Source organism: Nonomuraea sp. NPDC049695, assembly GCF_040674955.1.
Lineage (GTDB): Bacteria > Actinomycetota > Actinomycetes > Streptosporangiales > Streptosporangiaceae > Nonomuraea > Nonomuraea helvata.
In genome coordinates this window covers 231,290-246,547 of sequence record NZ_JBFANV010000004.1, presented here as the reverse complement: position 1 = coordinate 246,547, position 15,258 = coordinate 231,290, and the positions used below count along the sequence as shown (strand labels likewise).

The window sequence follows — 15,258 nt, the reverse complement described above, 5'->3', positions numbered from 1 at the left end:
GAGCGTCACACCCCCGTCGTGTTGCGGGGGTAGGCGACCTGCGGGTCTGTCGCGATGTTCACCATGTACGGGATGCCCGAGTCGAACGCCCTGCGCAGCGCCGGCCCGATCTCCGACGGCTTGGTGACCAGCTCGCCGCCTCCGCCCAGCGCGGTCACGACCTGGTCGTAACGGCACTGCGGCTGGAGCTCGGCGGCCACGTCGTAGCCGTACAGGAGCTGCATGGGGTGCTTCTCCAGGCCCCACATGCCGTTGTTGCCGCAGATCATGACGACGGGCAGCCTGTGGCGTACGAGGGTGTCGACGTCCATGAGCGAGAAGCCGGCGGCGCCGTCGCCCAGCAGCAGCACCACCTGAGAGGACGGCCTGGCCAGGCGGGCGGCGATGGAGTAGCCGAGCCCCGTGCCGAGGCAGCCGTACGGGCCGGGGTCGAGCCAGTTGCCCGGCTGCTTCGGCTCGACGTACTTGCCCGCGTAGGAGACGAAGTCGCCGCCGTCGCCGATCACCACCGCGTCGTCGGCCAGGACCTTGCCCAGCTCGCCGTACACGCGCATGGGGTGGATCGGGTCGGAGTCGGAGGCCAGCAGCTCGGCGTCGCCCGCGATGGCCGCGGCCGCCGCGTCGCCCAGCTTCGACACCCAGGAGGCGTACGCGTCTGGCTTGACCCCCGCGTCGCCGCACGCGGTGCCGAGGCTCCAGAGCACCACTGAAAGGTCGCCTGCGGCCGACGCGGCGGGCGTCATGTGGGTGGCCAGCTGCGAGGGCGCGTCGGCGATGTGCACGACACGGGCCAGTGGGGCGCCTTCCTTGCCACCGAACCAGCCGTAGCCCAGGCGGAAGTCGAGTGGGGTGCCGACCACGATGACCAGGTCGGCCTGGGCGAAGGCGAGGCCGCGGGCCCGCGTGACGAGCAGTTCGTGGCCCGCTGGCAGGATGCCGCGGCCCTGGCCGTTGGGGATGACCGGCAGCCGCCACGTTTCGGCGAAGTCGCGCGCGGCCTCCTCGGCCCGGTCCATCCACACGTCGGACCCGTACACCAGCACGGGCCGCTCGGCCTCGGCCAGCAGGCGCGCGATGGCGGCCAGGCCGTCGGGGTCGGGCTCGAGCGGTGACGGCGTCTGCGTCCGCACCTCGTGCGGCAGGGACGGCGCGAACAGGTGGTCCATGTAGAAGTCGAGGAAGACCGGGCCGCGGTGGGGCGCGACGGCCGTGCGGAAGGCCAGCTCGACGTCCTGGCCGACGGACTCGGCGTCGGTCGCCGTGAACGACAGCTTGGTGATCGGCTTGAGCAGCGGCGGGTGGTCCATCTCCTGGAGCGCGCCGCTGCCCCAGCGCGACTGGGGCGCCCGGCCGCCCAAGACCACGACGGGGGAGCCGTTGAAGTGGGCGGTCGCGACGCCGCTGACGCCGTTGGTGATGCCCGGACCCGCGGTCAGCACGGCCATCCCCGGCCTCCTGGTCAGCCTGGCCGTCGCCTCGGCGGCGAAGACCGCGCTCTGCTCGTGGCGTACGTCGAGGATGCGCATGTCCTCGTGCACCGCGCCGTCGTAGAGCGGGAAGACGTGACCTCCGGAGAGGGTGAACATGGTCTCGACGCCATAGGCCTTGGACACGGCGACGGCGGCGTCACCGGCGTGCTTCGCAGACTCCATGCCCGGAACTTACCTTCCAGCCAGCGGAGTAAACAGATCTTAAGGATCTTCATTGGCAGCAGATGGACACGATGCCTCTCGGCGCCTTCGCGACGATCTTCCGCGACGACTCGGGGTTCTGCTTGACGTCCACGTTGGTACTGTGGCCGTCCGCCATCACCTGGTAGGCGGCCGTGGGCACGGTGACGTCGACGTTGCCCGTCGTTCTGACGACTGCTTTGACGGCCGTGGGCGCGTTGACGAACGACAGGCTCACCTCCCCTGAGCCGACCTCCACGTCGGCCCGGTCGCTGTCGAGCCCGGAGGCGTCCACGTTGCCCGTGCCCGTCCTCGCCCAGAGGGAGCCGGAGATACCCTCCGCCCGGATGACGCCGGACACGGAGCTGAGCCGCACGTTGCCGAAGACCTCGTTGACGGCGAGCTCGCCGGTGGTCGTACTGGCCTCGATGTCGGTCTCCGGCGGCACGAACACCACGTACTCGGCCTGGCAGACGGGGGTTCCGTGGTCGTCGGAACAGGCCGCGTCGAGTCGCAGGGTGCCGGAGCGGGCGTCCCAGGTCTCGGTCGCGTTCGGCCGGTCACTCGACCACCGCAGCGACCTTTCGATCAGCAATGTGCCGGCCTGGCCGGGCAGGAGCATCAGGTCCACCTGGGAGCCCTTGCCCACTTTGATCCGCACGTTCTTGGCCCCGAGGGCGATGGACTTCTGCGAGTTCTCCGTCGGCATCCTGGCCCTGGCGAACCCGCGCCAGAGCAGCATGCTGGAGATCACCAGCGCGATGGCGGTCGCCACGGCGCCCGCCGCCAGCCAGGCCGCTTTCACGGCAGGCTCCTGATCTTGAGGAACTGCAGCACGGCCAGCACGCGCCGGTGGTCGCCCTCGGCAGGCGAGAGGTCGAGCTTGGTGAAGATGTTGCCGATGTGCTTGCCCACCGCCCCCTCGCTGAGCACCAGCGCCTGGCCGATGCCGGCGTTGGAGCGGCCCTCCGCCATCAGCTTGAGCACCTCGTGCTCCCGGGGCGTCAGCCGTTCGAGCGGGTCGCTGTTGCCGCGCAGCAGGAGCTGGGCCACCACCTCCGGATCGAGCGCGGTGCCGCCTGTGGCCACCCTGCGCAGGGCGTCGATGAACTCCGACACGTCCGCGATCCGATCCTTGAGCAGGTAACCGACCCCGCCTGTCGCGGCGGAGGCGAGGAGCTGGGCGGCGTAGCGCTCCTCGACGTACTGCGAGAGCACCAGGACCGCCAGCCCCGGCTGCTGGCGGCGCAGCACGAGTGCGGCCCGCAGGCCCTCGTCGGTGTGCGTGGGCGGCATCCGGACGTCCGTGATGACCAGCTCGGGCTTGTGCTCCTCCGCCGCCCGCAGCAGCCCCTCGGCCTCGTCCACGGCCGCCACCACCTGCATGCCCGAGGCGTCCAGGAGCCGGATCAGCCCCTCGCGCAGCAGCACGGAGTCCTCGGCCAGCACTACTCGCACGGCAGCTCCACTTCGATCGTCGTCGGGCCGCCCAGCGGGCTGGACAGCCGGAGCGTCCCGTCCACCGAGTGGATCCGCTGGGCCAGGCCGCGCAGGCCCGTGCCGCCGTCCAGCCGGGCGCCGCCGCAGCCGTCGTCGTAGACGAGCAGGTGCAGGCGGTCGCCCACGCGCCGCACGCTCACCTCGGCCTTGGTGGCCGCGGCGTGCTTGGCGATGTTGGTCAGTGCTTCGGACACGATGAAGAACGCCACCGCCTCGATGGTCGGAGTGGTACGCCGTTCGATGTCGACGTGGAGTTTCACGGGGAACGGGGCGCGGGCGGCCACCCCGGACAGCGCCGCGTCCAGGCCCTGGTCGTTCAGGACGGCCGGATGCAGGCCGCGGACGAAGTCGCGCAGCTCCTTGAGCGCCTGCTTGGCCTCCTCATGGGCCTGCGCGATGGCCTCGCGGGCGGGCTCGGGCAGGTCGGTGAGGGTGGCCCTGGCCAGGCCGAGGTTCATGGCAAGGGAGACGAGCCGCTGCTGGGCGCCGTCGTGCAGGTCACGTTCGATCCTGCGCCGCTCGGCGTCCGCGGCGTCGATCACGCCCGCCCGGCTCTCGGTCAGCGTCTCGATCCGCTGGCCCAGCTCGGAACGGCTGGGGCCGAGCAGCGTACGCGCCACCGACAGGTCCAGCGCCGCCATGCCGCGCGCCAGCACCGGCGCGAGCAGCAGCATCGCGAGCCCCACCGCCACGTACAGCGCGATGACCCTGCCGTCTCTGAGATCGAACTCCTCGAACTCCAGCGGCGGCTTCTGCAGCTGCCGTGGCAGGAAGGACAGCAGCCCCACGATCGCCGCTCCCCACGCCAGCGCCACCAGGACCGCCGCCGCGAAGCCCACGAACGGCGAGAGCAGGTGGTAGCCGATCTGCCGCCACGTGGCCGGGCTGCGCCAGTTGCTCGGGGAGCGCACGGGCGGGATGCGCGAGCCGAGGAACGCCTCGAACCTGGACCGCTGCACCCTGGTGAACCACGGCACGCTCCGCATCAGCAGCGGCGGCCACACGGCCATCACGAGCGTCAGCCCGCCGAGCAGCACGGCGACCGGCAGGCCGATCATCACGTGGGCCGTGTCCAGCCAGGCACGCGCCGACCACGGGCGGGGGACTTTCATGGCTCAACGGTATTGAGCGGCGGGTGGGCCGCGAAATAGGCCTGGTGTGCTGATGGAAGGTGGGGTTTTCCCCACCCCCCATCATCGAACAAATCCGCTTTTCGCCGCATCTCATCGATCGACAGACACGAACCGGGGGAGGTTCACGATGTTCATCCAGACGGGGGTCGCCGTCGCGCTGGCGGCGACGATGATGTCCAGCGGGCTGCCTGACGGCATGCTGTTCATGGAGTCGCACCCGCCCACGAAGGAGTGGGACACCTTCGAGGTGACCGACTCGAAGGCGCTGCCGCTCCAGCTCAACCCCTGCTTCTACCGCCACCGCCGCGACGGGGGGCGGCTGGAGACGCGCGCGGCGCTCCACTCGAGCGAAGCCGAGAAGAACTACGAGCAGTTAGTGGTCTACAAGGACGTCCGGTACGCCGAGCGCGCGATGCGCCTGCTCCGCGCCGACCTCAGGAAGTGCGCCGACGTCGGCAAGGGCGCGCACCGCTACCGCTACTTCAGCAAGCCGCTCGGCGTGGGGGACGACGGGCTGCGCGCGGGAGGCCGCTTCTACGAGGGCGGCGAGCAGGCGGTGGCGGTACGGCGCGGGGCCGCCGTCTACATCGTCGGCGAGACGGCCTGGCCCTCGAAGAGCCTGCCCATCGCCCGGTTCCGCGGCCTGATCGACCAGGCGGAGCGCATGACCGTCAAGATCTGCGAACTGCCTGAGTCGGCCTGCTAGCGGTCAGAGGGCCGGCCGGAAGCCGGCGGCGTCGAACGTGCCGCCCAGCGTGGCGGCCAGCCCCTTACGCGCCACCTCGGCGAACGACTCCCTGTCGAGGCTTCCCGCCCCTTCCGGCAGCACTCCGGCCAGCGGCCGGGCGGCCAGCATCTCCAGGTCGCACACGCAACTCCGCTCCACGATCCCGGGCTCGTCCGGCCAGCGTCCGATGACCACCCCGGCAGGCTCCAGCCCCCGATGGGCCAGCGCCTCCAGGGTGAGCGCGGTGTGGTTGACCGTGCCCCGCCCGACCCCGGCCACGACGAGCACCTGCGCGTTCAAGGATCGCGCGAGATCGGCGATGGTCCCGCCGTCCTCGTCGAACCGCTCGAGCAGCCCGCCGGTCCCCTCCACGACCACCAGCCGGCTGCTCTCGGCCAGCTCCCGTACGAGCTGGGCGACCCCGGCCAGCGACACGGGCGGCAACCCGGCGACCCGGGCGGCGGCGGCCGGGGAGAGCGGCTCGGCGAACCGGCACAGCTCGAAGGTGGTGGTGACCCCGGACAGCCGGATCACCTGGTCCACATCCCCGGGCTCACCCGGCGCCAACCCGGTCTGCGCCGGCTTGACCACGGCGACGGAAGACCCGCGCCCCAACGCCAGCGCCGCCAGCGCCGCCGCCACGACGGTCTTGCCCACTCCGGCGTCGGTGCCGGTGACGACGAGGATGCTCATGACCCTAAGCGTAGGCCCCGGTCACCCGAAGTGACGGGACCGCTCCTGCGCGACTGAGGCCGGGGTCGATCCCATGCGGATCGGGATCCAACGGACCCGTCCCAGGCGGCGTGGACACGAGCCGCCCTCCTCCTGCCCGGCCCTACGACCACGTGGGCCCGACTGTCCCACAGGCGGCTCCGCCCAGCCACAGGAACAACCTCGTCGGCATGGCCGAGGGGTGCTACGGCCTGCGGAGCCTGGTGACGAACTTGTAGCGGTCGCCGCGGTAGAGCGACTGCGCCCACTCGACGGGGTTGCCGTCGGCGTCGAAGGCGTGGCGGGTCAGGAGGAGCATGGGGAGGCCGACGTCGACGCCGAGGGCCTTGGCGTCGTACGGGGTGGCCAGCACGGTCTCGATGATCTCCTCGGCGTCCGTGAGCCGCACGTTGTAGGCGTTGTGCAGCGTCTCGTACAGCGACGCGTGCACCTCCAGCTCCCGCCGCAGCCGCGGGAAGCGGCGCGCGGACAGGTGGGTGGTGTCGATCGAGACGGGCTCGCCGTTGGCCAGCCGGAGGCGGTGGATGCGCAGCACCCGGCCGCCGGGGTTGATGGCCAGGCGCCTGGCCAGGGCCTCGTCGGCGGTGATGTAGCCGATCTCCAGGATCTTGGTGTCCGGCTCCAGGCCCGCCGTGCGCAGGTCGCCGATGTACGAGGTGAGCTGCAGCACCTGCGCGACCTTCGGCTGCGCCACGAACGTGCCCTTGCCCTGGATGCGCAGCAGCCGGCCCTCCACCACCAGCTCGGTCAGCGCCTGCCTGACCGTGGTGCGCGAGGTCTCGAACCGCACGGCGAGCGTGCGTTCAGGCGGCAGCGCCGTGCCCGGTGACAGCGTCTTGGTGAGCTCGAGCAGGCTGCGTTTGACGTCGTAGTACTTCGGTACGCGGGGGCTGTCGTCTGTCACGCTCTCACCTTCACTTCTGCCACGGCGGTGAGGGCGTGTCTGGTCACCGCGAGATCATCGGAACTCACTTCTGCCCGAGTGGTCAACCGCGGGCCGTGGCGGCCGACCGGCACCGGGTGGGCACGGCGGCTGGCGCGCACGGATCCGGGCAGCTCAGGCTGATTGTGAAGGATATCCACAGCAGCGTGCGCGATAACAACCGAGTCCGATACGTGAGCCGTGTCGCGGTGGAACCACCTGCCCGTGGCGATCACCTCCGTACTGCTCCGTCCTGGTGTCCGAACAGGTTCGGCAGTGTGACGGTTCTCACAATATGAGATTCCCGATAGGTCCAGCGGGCTGCACGACGGGCGTGCGGCCGTGCTGTGCGGAGTACTGCCCTCGTACACGGGTGGGCATTCAACCAGGGGGTCGGTTTGGTTGTTGCGGCGGAAAGCACGCATGATGCATCTGTGCCGACTCTCAGCGACCTCGTAGCCCGTCACACCGCCCTTGACGAGGCGGATCTCGACTGGCTGCACTCGCTGGTCTCCGACTGGCAGCTGCTGGCCGACCTGTCCTTCGCCGACCTCATCCTGTGGGCGCCGCTCCTGGGCGGGAGCGGCTGGATCGCGATCGCCCAGATGCGCCCGACCACCGGCCCCACCGTCTATCACGACGACATCGTCGGCAGCGTCGCCGCCAAGGGCGAGCGCTATCTCATCGACACCGCGTGGAACGAGCGCCGGATCTGCCGCGAAGGCGACCCCGACTGGTCCACGGGGGTCCCGGTGCGCGAGGAGACCATCCCCGTGCGGCGGACCGTCGAGGGCGGCGAGGGGCGTTTCCTGGGGGTGATCCAGCGCTCCACGAACCTCTCCTCCGCCCGCACCCCGTCCCGCCTGGAGCTGACCTACCTGCAGAGCGCGTCCGACCTGGCGCAGATGGTGGCCGAGGGGCGCTTCCCGTTCTCGGGCGAGGAGCCGATCCTGGTGCGATCGCCGCGCGTCGGCGACGGCCTGCTCAGGCTCGACCGGGCCGGGCGCGTCACGTACGCCTCCCCGAACGCCCTGTCCGCCTACCGGCGGCTCGGCCTCCACGCCGACCTGGTCGGCGCCGAGCTGGGCCCGGTCACCGCGGCGCTCTGCTACTCCGACGAGCCGATCAACGAAGACCTCATGATCGTGGCCAGCGGGCGCGCGGCCAAGGAGACCGAGGTCGAGTCGGGCGGCACGATCGTGCAGCTCAGAGCCATCCCGCTGATCGTCGGCGGCGGCCGCATCGGCGCGCTGGTGCTCATCAGGGACGTGACGGAGCTGCGGCGGCGCGAGCGCGAGCTGATGACCAAGGACGCCACCATCCGCGAGATCCACCACCGGGTCAAGAACAACCTGCAGACCGTGGCCGCGCTGCTCCGGCTCCAGGCCAGGCGGCTGCAGGTGCCCGAGGGCAGGGAGGCGCTGGAGGAGGCGGTACGCCGGGTCGGGTCGATCGCGATCGTGCACGAGACGCTGTCCCACGCACCCGAGGAGTTCGTGGACTTCGACGAGATCGCCGACCGGGTGATCGCGATGACGGGAGAGGTGTCGGCAGCCGAGTCGGCCGTGATGCCGAGGAGGGTCGGCGGGTTCGGCGTGCTGCCTTCGCTCATCGCCACACCGCTGGCCATGGCGCTGACCGAGCTGTTGCAGAACGCGATGCAGCACGGGCGGCCCAAGCGGCTCGAGGTGGTGGTCGAGCCCGCGCTCGACCGGCTCAACGTCACGGTCTGGGACGACGGCCGCGGGCTTCCGGCCGGCTTCGACCTCGAGGGCTCCACCAGCCTGGGGCTGCAGATCGTCCGTACGCTGGTCGAAGGCGAACTGTCGGGCCGGCTGAGCATCCAGCCGCGGCTCGAAGGGGGCACGGAGGTCACGCTGTCGATCCCGCTCCCGGCGGCCTGATCTCCCTGTGGGGGCGCGCGCCGGCGGCGGCGCATGAGTGTCTGTCGCGGCTCAGGCGCCGGTGTCAGCCGGCAGTGGCTCGGATGAGCAGGTCAGGCGGTGAGGCGGGCGCGCTGGCGAGCGGTGCGGCGCTTGAGGGCGCGACGCTCGTCCTCGCTGAGACCGCCCCAGACACCGGCGTCCTGCCCGGACTCCAGCGCCCACTTCAGGCAGGCCTCGACGGCCGAGCAGGACCGGCAGACCTGCTTGGCCTCCTCGATCTGCATGAGTGCCGGGCCGGTGTTGCCGATCGGGAAGAACAGCTCGGGGTCCACGTCACGGCAGGCAGCTCGGTGGCGCCAGTCCATGCGTCCACTCCTTAGTAGATGAAGCCTTTGGTCGGCTCCGTGCGGCTACTACTTTGTGAAGAGTTTCACTAACTCGCGCGAACAATTGCCCGGACCTGCGAGAACCCGGGATTGCCCACTGACACTCGGAGGACCCTTGGGGTTGTTAAAGGTCCTACGTTCCGACGTCAGTCTTGAGACTGTCAGCCACGCTGTGTGCACGCAAGAGGGTTGGCGGGAAGTTTTGGCTGTTATGGATGTCGGATGCGTCACACAATGACCGATTGTAACCATCTAGACCAAAACTTGTAACGCGTGCGGTGTAGACCGGAATGTCACGGTTTCGCGTTCGCCCAGGTAGTCCCCGTCCAGCTGGAAGGCCACGGGCCGGTCCGCGGTCAGTGTGAACTCGGCCTCGTCATGGAGCTGTACAAGGTGCCGGCCGCCCGGAAGAGCGTCACTCTCCGTGAGAATCTGTCGGATCAATGGCCCGATCGTGGTCAGCCCCATGCGCCGCAGGCCGAGGAGGTCGAGGCCCGTGTCGAAACCGGCCCACGGGGTCGGGTGCACGGGCCTGGTGCCGACGTACGTCCACGGCGAGGTGTTCGAGATGATCGCCATGAACACCCCCTCGACGGTCGGTATCCCGGGACCGGTCAGCGTCATCGGTGGATGCCGTTTGTCCGTGGCCAGATAGTGCCGTAGAGCGGTGTTCACATAACGTGCCGGTGACGCCTTACGCCCGGTCCCTCGCAGGCCTTCCACGGCCCGTACAACCTCTGCGTCGTACCCCATCCCCGAGCAGAAGGTGAAGTAGCGGCTCTGGCCCTCCCACAGGGCCTGGCCCAGGCCCACGGTCTTGCGCCGGCCCTCCCGCAGCGCCTCCAGCACGGCCCCCGTGGACTCCACCGGGTCGTTCGGCAGCCCCAGCGCGCGGGCGAACACGTTCGCGCTGCCGCCGGGGATGACGATGAGCGCGGGCCGCCCGGCGCTGGGATCGTCCGAGGGGACCTCGTGGCCGTTCACCGGGTTCAGCAGGCCGTTGGCGGCCTCGTTGATCGTCCCGTCGCCGCCGAGCACCGCCACCACGTCGTACCCTTTGGCCCGCGCGGTGGCCGCCAGCGCGGCGGCGTGCCCGCGGTAGCGGGTCTCCTCGACCGACAGCTCCACGGCCGCGCCGAGCGCGCGGATCAGCACGTCACGCGTACGCGCGTTCGTGGTCGTGGCCTTGGGATTCACCAGTAGCATGGCGCGCATATCGCCAGCGTATCCGCTGGCCACGCGCGCTTTATCGGCCGAACGTCCCATTTCTCGGGCCGACCGACCCGAGGGCTTCAAGCTGTTGGTGTCTGAGTGCGCATGAACGTACAGAGGCTCTGGCGATGTGGTCGCCAGCGCGGATTCGACGGCATTTGTGCGTGCAGGGAGTCAGCCTCCTCCGGCATACCGCTGTCGCGTCAGAGCCGACCTGCTCGGGTTCGGCTCGGCTCCTGGAGTTGTGTTGTGCGTTTGCCGACACCTATCGCGCACACGTTCTACTCAGCGATGCCAACTCTTGGTATCGTTGCTGCTACGCAACGCGAACCTTCGAGGGGTGCGGATCATGCAGGCATGCCCATGCAGTCCCGATCTGGAGGCCGCCGAGCATGGCTGAGCTGCGCCCGATCGCACCCGCCTTCGTGGTGGCCGGCCCGTCCGGTGTCGCTGTCCGCGACCGGCTCAAGCGCCTCACCGTAGAAGATGACACGATGTTGCGTTTGGTCGGCGCGCATCTGGGCGCTCTGGCGTCCGCCGACCTGAAAAACCGATGCGCTGACGGGCTGGGACACTGCGCCGATACCTGGGCGGCCCGTAAGCGCGAGTTGACCGTGCAGTCGTCGGCGCGCTGGGCCGGGGCCATCACCAAAGCGTCCCATGATCAGTGGGCGCTGGCCCGCCGCGTCCAGGCCGACCACATTCGCGACCTCCAGGCCGCCATCGCCACGATCAGCCGCCGGCTGTCTCAGCCCCTCGGAAAGAAGGGAACCCGCAAGGAGCCGGGCGGCTACCGCTCGGCACAGGAATGGTTCGCCAAGTCCCGCCGCCTGCACCTCCTCCAAGACCGGCTGAAGCGTTTGCGAGCCGATCACCAAGCCGGGCGGGTCCGCGTGGTGCGCGGCGGCAAACGACTCGCCCACGCCCGTCACCACCTGGACGCCGCCGGGCTCACAGCGGACGGATGGCGGCAGCGGTGGGAGGCCGAGCGCTGGTTCCTGGCCGCCGACGGTGAGTCCGGCAAGCGCTTCGGTAACGAGACCATCCGCGTCACCCCCGACGGCCAGGTGTCGATCAAGCTGCCCGCCCCGCTGGCGCACCATGCGAACGCGCCGCACGGCCGCTATGTGCTCGCCGCCCGGGTGCGCTTCGCTCACCGTGGCACCGAATGGGCCGATCGGGTTGAGGCCAACCGAGCCGTGGCCTACCGCATCCACCTGGACGCGGCGCGCGGGCGCTGGTACATCACCGCTTCCTGGCAACGCCCTGCAGCCCCCGCCATCCCCATGGCGGCCGCGCTCGCCGCCGGGGTGATCGGCGTGGACACCAACGCCGACCACCTCGCCGCCTGGCGCCTGGACGTCCACGGCAACCCCATCGGCAACCCGCGCCGCTTCACCTACGACCTGAGCGGGTCGGCTGAGCACCGCGATGCCCAAGTCCGCCACGCCCTGACCCGGCTGCTGCACTGGGCGGGCACCTGCGGCGTGAAGGCCGTCGCCATCGAAGACCTCGACTTCCAGACTGAAAAGACCCGGGAGAAGCACGGCACCCGCAAACGCTTCCGCCAGCTCATCTCCGGCATGCCCACGAGCAGGCTACGCGCCCGGCTGACCTCGATGGCCGACCAGAGCGGGATCGCGATCATCGCCGCCGATCCGGCGTACACCTCGAAGTGGGGCGCCCAGCACTGGCAAAAGCCCCTCACCTCCACGAAACGCACGACCACCCGCCACGACGCAGCCGCCGTGGCGATCGGCAGACGCGCCCAAGGGCACCCGATCCGGCGTCGGACGGCACCGCCCCCTGCCCACCGGAGCGATGGGCAGGGGCATCGGACCGACCAGACCGGAACGCAAGCCCGCGGGCGTGAGGGACCCCGCCCCCGCATCCCTGGACCACGGACATGATCCGCCGGCGCCGGACGCGGCACGAACGCGGGCGACCAGAACGCTCAACACCGTTCGGAGCATTCGGCTGAGCATGTGCAACTCAGGCTCAGTCCTTAGGAACGGTAGGGTACGGGCGTGAGCAGTCGTCCGGTCACCCTCGTCGTCGCCGCCGCCATCGTCGCCCTGGAGGGCCTGGCCGCGCTCGGACTCGGGATCTACGTCGGCGTCGAGACCCTCGTCAGCACCCCGGACAACCTCACCACCGCCATCGCGGAGTCGGCCTTCGGCGTGCTGATCGGGGCGGGGCTGCTCTGGGTGGCGTGGGGCGGGCTGTTCAGGATGGAGCGGTGGGGCAGGTCGCCCGGCGTGCTGGCCCAGATCTTCGTGCTGCCGGTCGCCGTCACGCTGATCCAGTCGGGCCAGCCGCAGCTGGGGATCCCGCTGATCGTGATCGCCGTGGCCGGGCTGGCGACGCTGCTCGCGCCGCCCACCACCCACGCCCTCTACGGGGACGGCTAGTCTTCGGCGGTCAGGCCCTCGCGCAGCTGGGCCAGCGTGCGGGCCAGCAGGCGCGAGACGTGCATCTGCGAGATGCCCAGCTCGGTGGCGATCTGCGACTGCGTCATATTGCCGAAGAAGCGCAACAGCAGGATGCGCTTCTCACGTGGCGGCAGCCGCTCGAGCAGCGGTTTGAGCGACTCGCGGTATTCGACGCCCTCGAGCGACTCGTCCACGATGCCGAGCGAGTCGGACACCGCGGGGGCGTCGTCGTCGCCGGAGTCGGGCGCGTCGAGTGACACGGTCGAGTACGCGTTGGCCGACTCGAGGCCCTCGAGCACCTCCTCCTCGGTCATCTTGAGGTAGGAGGCCAGCTCGGCCACGGTCGGCGCGCGGCCCTCGCGCTGCGACAGATCGCTTATCGCCTTGGTCAGCGAGAGCTTCAGCTCCTGCAGACGGCGCGGCACGCGCACCGCCCAGCCCTTGTCGCGGAAATGGCGCTTGATCTCGCCGACGATGGTGGGCGTGGCATACGTGGAGAACTCCACGCCGCGGTTGAGGTCGAAGCGGTCGATGGACTTGATCAGGCCGATGGTGGCGACCTGGGTCAGGTCGTCGAGCCACTCGCCCCGGTTCCGAAAGCGACGGGCCAGGTATTCGACCAGGGGAAGGTGAAGCTCGACCAGCTCATCTCTGATGCGCTGGCGGCGCGGCTCCTCAGGGCCCAACTCGGCCAACTCGGCGAAGAGCATGCGGGCACGCACCCTGTCGGGCACGGCGTGTTCGCTGGTGGCCATGGCTCCAGTCCTTTCCGTCACGCCGGCCCTGCCGATCTCTGGGCCGCGCCGCGGCGCTTACGCAGGACGATCGCCATTGTGTCGGGGGAGCCTTGGGAAGGCGCCACCGCGTCCACCTCGTCCGCCAGGGCGGTCAGCACCATCCAGGCGAAGTCGTCGCGCTTGGGCGCGGAGCTGCCGACGGTCGCCACTTCGACCCTCACCTGCATCTCCTGCCCGGTCAGCTCGAACTCGGCGGTCAGGTCGGTGCCTGGCACCGCCTCCGTCAGCAGCATGGCGCACGCCTCGTCGACCGCGATCCGCAGATCCTCGATCTCGTCGAGCGTGAAGTCAAGCCGCGCCGCCAGCCCGGCGGTAGCCGTACGCAGCACAGACAGGTAGGCACTGGCGGCGGGGAGCCTGATGCTCACCACGTCGCGGATGCCGGCCACGCCCTCCGCGCGCGTCTCGGTTTCCTCGGTCACGTTCCTCCTCGCGTTTCCGACGCCAACTGCAACTTACCGCCCCTGGGAGGTGCTTGGACGATTCAGACTCGCCATCAACGGAAAAGGCTCTGCGCGGACGCCGCCGCACAGAGCCTTATGTGCCGTTTTAGGCCGCCTTGGTCTCCCAGAAGATCTTGGCGATTTCGTCGATCTTGCCCAGCAGGTCCTCGGCCTTGGCGACGTCGACGGTGCCCTTGGCGCCGGCGGCGCCCGCGAGCTTCGTGGCGTCCCAGAAGAGCTGGTGAAGCTGAGGGTACTGCTCAAGGTGCGGCGGCTTGAAGTAGTCGGTCCACAGCACCCACAGGTGGTGCTTGACCAGCTCGGCGCGCTCCTCCTTGATGGTCAGCGCGCGGGCGCGGAAGACCGGGTCCTCGTTGCCTGCGTACTTCTCCATGATCGCCTTGACCGACTCGGCCTCGATGCGGGCCTGAGCGGGGTCGTAGACCCCACACGGCAGGTCACAGTGCGCGGAGGCGACCTGCTTGGGTCGTAGCAGTCGTGCGAGCATCAGAAAGTCCTTCCTTGATGCTGAATCAGCTTGGTCCACAACCGACCTTACTCGGGTGCGGAACAACCGCGGAGGAGGGGGGATTGCTCGGCGCCCGTGGGTCTTACGCTTGTTCCGCGGCAGGTTCGGGCGGAGACGTCCGTCCGGCGCCGAGCGTGTCCTTGAGGAGATCATGAGAGTGCGTGTCGAGGGCGATTCGATGCGTCCCGCGCTGGTCCCCGGCGACTGGCTCCTGGTACGCAGGAACGCCGCCGTCCGCCCGGGCGATGTCGTGGTGGCCAGGCTGCCCGGCGACCCCGACCGGCTGATCGTGAAACGGGCACAGTGGCACGGCGCCGACGGCTGGTGGCTGGAGAGCGACAACCAGCGGGCGAGCGGACGCCGCGACAGCTGGGACTTCGGTCCCGTCCAGGACATCGTGGGACGGGTGGTGCTGCGCTACTGGCCCCTGCGGCGACGGCGTCAGGAGCTGTCGCGCTGACGGGCGCGGAAGGCGGCCACGTTCGCGCGGCTGGCGCAGCGGGGCGAGCAGTAGCGGCGGGAGCGGTTGGACGAGGTGTCCAGGAACGCCTGCCGGCAGCGCGGCTCCTGGCACCGGCCGAGCCGGTCCACGCCCAGCTCCGCCACCACCGCGGCCAGGCCCATCACGGCGCCGGCGGCGTCCTCCTCGGCCAGGTGGAGGTGCCAGCCCCGGCCGTCGTGGTCGGTGAGCTGGGGGCGTACGGGATAGCGCACGAGCAGGGCGTTCAGCCGCTCGACCAGCCGCTCGACCGGGGCCTGCTCGTCCTCGGCCGCGTCGAAGACGACGGCCAGCTCGTCCCGCAGCCCTCTCAGCTCGGGCGGCGGGTCCGGGTCGTTGACCAGGCGGAGCGCCCACTCGGCGTAAGAGGTGAGGTCCATGCCGGAGTAT

The 15,258-nt window shown here is 70.1% G+C and carries 17 protein-coding genes; 5 read left to right on the top strand and 12 right to left on the bottom strand.

The annotated features are described in order from the left end of the window. Positions 1-5: 5 nt before the first annotated feature. The 4 genes from AB0J64_RS05995 to AB0J64_RS05980 are packed head-to-tail and all read right to left on the bottom strand — an operon-like array spanning position 6 to position 4,282. A complete protein-coding gene (locus AB0J64_RS05995; RefSeq protein WP_364021328.1) occupies positions 6-1,652 on the bottom strand; it encodes an acetolactate synthase in 1,647 nt (548 codons plus the stop codon). A gap of 49 nt (positions 1,653-1,701) precedes the next feature. Further along, positions 1,702-2,475: a hypothetical protein gene (locus tag AB0J64_RS05990; protein WP_364021325.1), complete on the bottom strand. Its 774-nt coding sequence runs from the start codon at positions 2,473-2,475 to the stop codon at positions 1,702-1,704. Continuing rightward, positions 2,472-3,128, bottom strand: coding sequence for a response regulator transcription factor (locus AB0J64_RS05985; protein WP_364021323.1), 657 nt, complete (start codon positions 3,126-3,128; stop codon positions 2,472-2,474). The genes AB0J64_RS05990 and AB0J64_RS05985 overlap by 4 nt, the downstream gene beginning before the upstream one ends. Beyond that, positions 3,119-4,282, bottom strand: a complete 1,164-nt coding sequence (locus AB0J64_RS05980; RefSeq protein ID WP_364021320.1) for a sensor histidine kinase — start codon at positions 4,280-4,282, stop codon at positions 3,119-3,121. The genes AB0J64_RS05985 and AB0J64_RS05980 overlap by 10 nt, the downstream gene beginning before the upstream one ends. A 148-nt stretch (positions 4,283-4,430) precedes the next feature. Here AB0J64_RS05980 and AB0J64_RS05975 point away from each other — a divergent pair, with 148 nt between their 5' ends. Beyond that, complete coding sequence (locus tag AB0J64_RS05975; protein WP_364021317.1) at positions 4,431-5,009, top strand: hypothetical protein; 579 nt, start codon at positions 4,431-4,433, stop codon at positions 5,007-5,009. Positions 5,010-5,012: 3 nt separating this feature from the next. On the opposite strand, the gene bioD is transcribed toward AB0J64_RS05975, so the two are convergent. Next, the gene (gene bioD / locus AB0J64_RS05970; RefSeq protein WP_364021314.1) at positions 5,013-5,723 is read right to left on the bottom strand and encodes a dethiobiotin synthase; all 711 of its coding nucleotides are present in this window, start codon (positions 5,721-5,723) and stop codon (positions 5,013-5,015) included. A 223-nt stretch (positions 5,724-5,946) separates the two neighbouring features. Next, positions 5,947-6,666, bottom strand: a complete 720-nt coding sequence (locus tag AB0J64_RS05965) for a GntR family transcriptional regulator (RefSeq protein WP_344992180.1) — start codon at positions 6,664-6,666, stop codon at positions 5,947-5,949. Between the two features lie 452 nt (positions 6,667-7,118). On the opposite strand from AB0J64_RS05965, the gene AB0J64_RS05960 reads away from it, so the two are divergent. Continuing rightward, entirely contained in the window at positions 7,119-8,588 is a 1,470-nt protein-coding gene (locus AB0J64_RS05960; RefSeq protein WP_364021311.1) for a histidine kinase N-terminal domain-containing protein, read from the top strand. 92 nt (positions 8,589-8,680) lie between these two features. On the opposite strand, the gene AB0J64_RS05955 is transcribed toward AB0J64_RS05960, so the two are convergent. Continuing rightward, positions 8,681-8,935, bottom strand: a complete 255-nt coding sequence (locus tag AB0J64_RS05955; protein WP_344992174.1) for a WhiB family transcriptional regulator — start codon at positions 8,933-8,935, stop codon at positions 8,681-8,683. Positions 8,936-9,208: 273 nt separating this feature from the next. Further along, positions 9,209-10,171: a diacylglycerol kinase family protein gene (locus AB0J64_RS05950; protein WP_364021308.1), complete on the bottom strand. Its 963-nt coding sequence runs from the start codon at positions 10,169-10,171 to the stop codon at positions 9,209-9,211. 389 nt (positions 10,172-10,560) lie between these two features. Here AB0J64_RS05950 and AB0J64_RS05945 point away from each other — a divergent pair, with 389 nt between their 5' ends. Next, positions 10,561-12,078, top strand: a complete 1,518-nt coding sequence (locus AB0J64_RS05945) for an IS200/IS605 family accessory protein TnpB-related protein (RefSeq protein ID WP_364021305.1) — start codon at positions 10,561-10,563, stop codon at positions 12,076-12,078. 117 nt (positions 12,079-12,195) lie between these two features. Further along, the gene (locus AB0J64_RS05940) at positions 12,196-12,579 is read left to right on the top strand and encodes a hypothetical protein (RefSeq protein ID WP_364021302.1); all 384 of its coding nucleotides are present in this window, start codon (positions 12,196-12,198) and stop codon (positions 12,577-12,579) included. Here the strand turns inward: AB0J64_RS05940 and AB0J64_RS05935 are convergent. The 3 genes from AB0J64_RS05935 to sodN form a co-directional block, all read right to left on the bottom strand. Continuing rightward, positions 12,576-13,355 carry an RNA polymerase sigma factor SigF gene (locus AB0J64_RS05935; RefSeq protein WP_176573444.1) on the bottom strand — a complete coding sequence of 260 codons (780 nt, stop codon included), beginning with the start codon at positions 13,353-13,355 and terminating at the stop codon, positions 12,576-12,578. The two genes, AB0J64_RS05940 and AB0J64_RS05935, sit on opposite strands and share 4 nt — an antisense overlap. 17 nt (positions 13,356-13,372) lie before the next feature. Beyond that, entirely contained in the window at positions 13,373-13,819 is a 447-nt protein-coding gene (locus tag AB0J64_RS05930; RefSeq protein ID WP_357602155.1) for an anti-sigma factor, read from the bottom strand. Between the two features lie 127 nt (positions 13,820-13,946). Then, a complete protein-coding gene (sodN, locus tag AB0J64_RS05925) occupies positions 13,947-14,348 on the bottom strand; it encodes a superoxide dismutase, Ni (protein ID WP_344992164.1) in 402 nt (133 codons plus the stop codon). 172 nt (positions 14,349-14,520) lie between these two features. Between sodN and AB0J64_RS05920 the strand changes: the two genes are divergently transcribed. Further along, positions 14,521-14,829: a S24 family peptidase gene (locus AB0J64_RS05920; RefSeq protein ID WP_364021298.1), complete on the top strand. Its 309-nt coding sequence runs from the start codon at positions 14,521-14,523 to the stop codon at positions 14,827-14,829. On the opposite strand, the gene AB0J64_RS05915 is transcribed toward AB0J64_RS05920, so the two are convergent. Next, the gene (locus AB0J64_RS05915) at positions 14,811-15,248 is read right to left on the bottom strand and encodes a CGNR zinc finger domain-containing protein (RefSeq protein ID WP_364021295.1); all 438 of its coding nucleotides are present in this window, start codon (positions 15,246-15,248) and stop codon (positions 14,811-14,813) included. The two genes, AB0J64_RS05920 and AB0J64_RS05915, sit on opposite strands and share 19 nt — an antisense overlap. Positions 15,249-15,258 lie beyond the last annotated feature (10 nt).

Coding starts and splice junctions, on each gene's coding strand:
- AB0J64_RS05915 (WP_364021295.1), bottom strand. CDS start 15,248: ATGGACCTCACCTCTTACGCCGAGTGGGCGCTCCGCCTGGTCAACGAC.
- AB0J64_RS05955 (WP_344992174.1), bottom strand. CDS start 8,935: ATGGACTGGCGCCACCGAGCTGCCTGCCGTGACGTGGACCCCGAGCTG.
- AB0J64_RS05950 (WP_364021308.1), bottom strand. CDS start 10,171: ATGCGCGCCATGCTACTGGTGAATCCCAAGGCCACGACCACGAACGCG.
- AB0J64_RS05945 (WP_364021305.1), top strand. CDS start 10,561: ATGGCTGAGCTGCGCCCGATCGCACCCGCCTTCGTGGTGGCCGGCCCG.
- AB0J64_RS05995 (WP_364021328.1), bottom strand. CDS start 1,652: ATGGAGTCTGCGAAGCACGCCGGTGACGCCGCCGTCGCCGTGTCCAAG.
- AB0J64_RS05920 (WP_364021298.1), top strand. CDS start 14,521: ATGAGAGTGCGTGTCGAGGGCGATTCGATGCGTCCCGCGCTGGTCCCC.
- bioD (WP_364021314.1), bottom strand. CDS start 5,723: ATGAGCATCCTCGTCGTCACCGGCACCGACGCCGGAGTGGGCAAGACC.
- AB0J64_RS05975 (WP_364021317.1), top strand. CDS start 4,431: ATGTTCATCCAGACGGGGGTCGCCGTCGCGCTGGCGGCGACGATGATG.
- sodN (WP_344992164.1), bottom strand. CDS start 14,348: ATGCTCGCACGACTGCTACGACCCAAGCAGGTCGCCTCCGCGCACTGT.
- AB0J64_RS05935 (WP_176573444.1), bottom strand. CDS start 13,355: ATGGCCACCAGCGAACACGCCGTGCCCGACAGGGTGCGTGCCCGCATG.
- AB0J64_RS05980 (WP_364021320.1), bottom strand. CDS start 4,282: ATGAAAGTCCCCCGCCCGTGGTCGGCGCGTGCCTGGCTGGACACGGCC.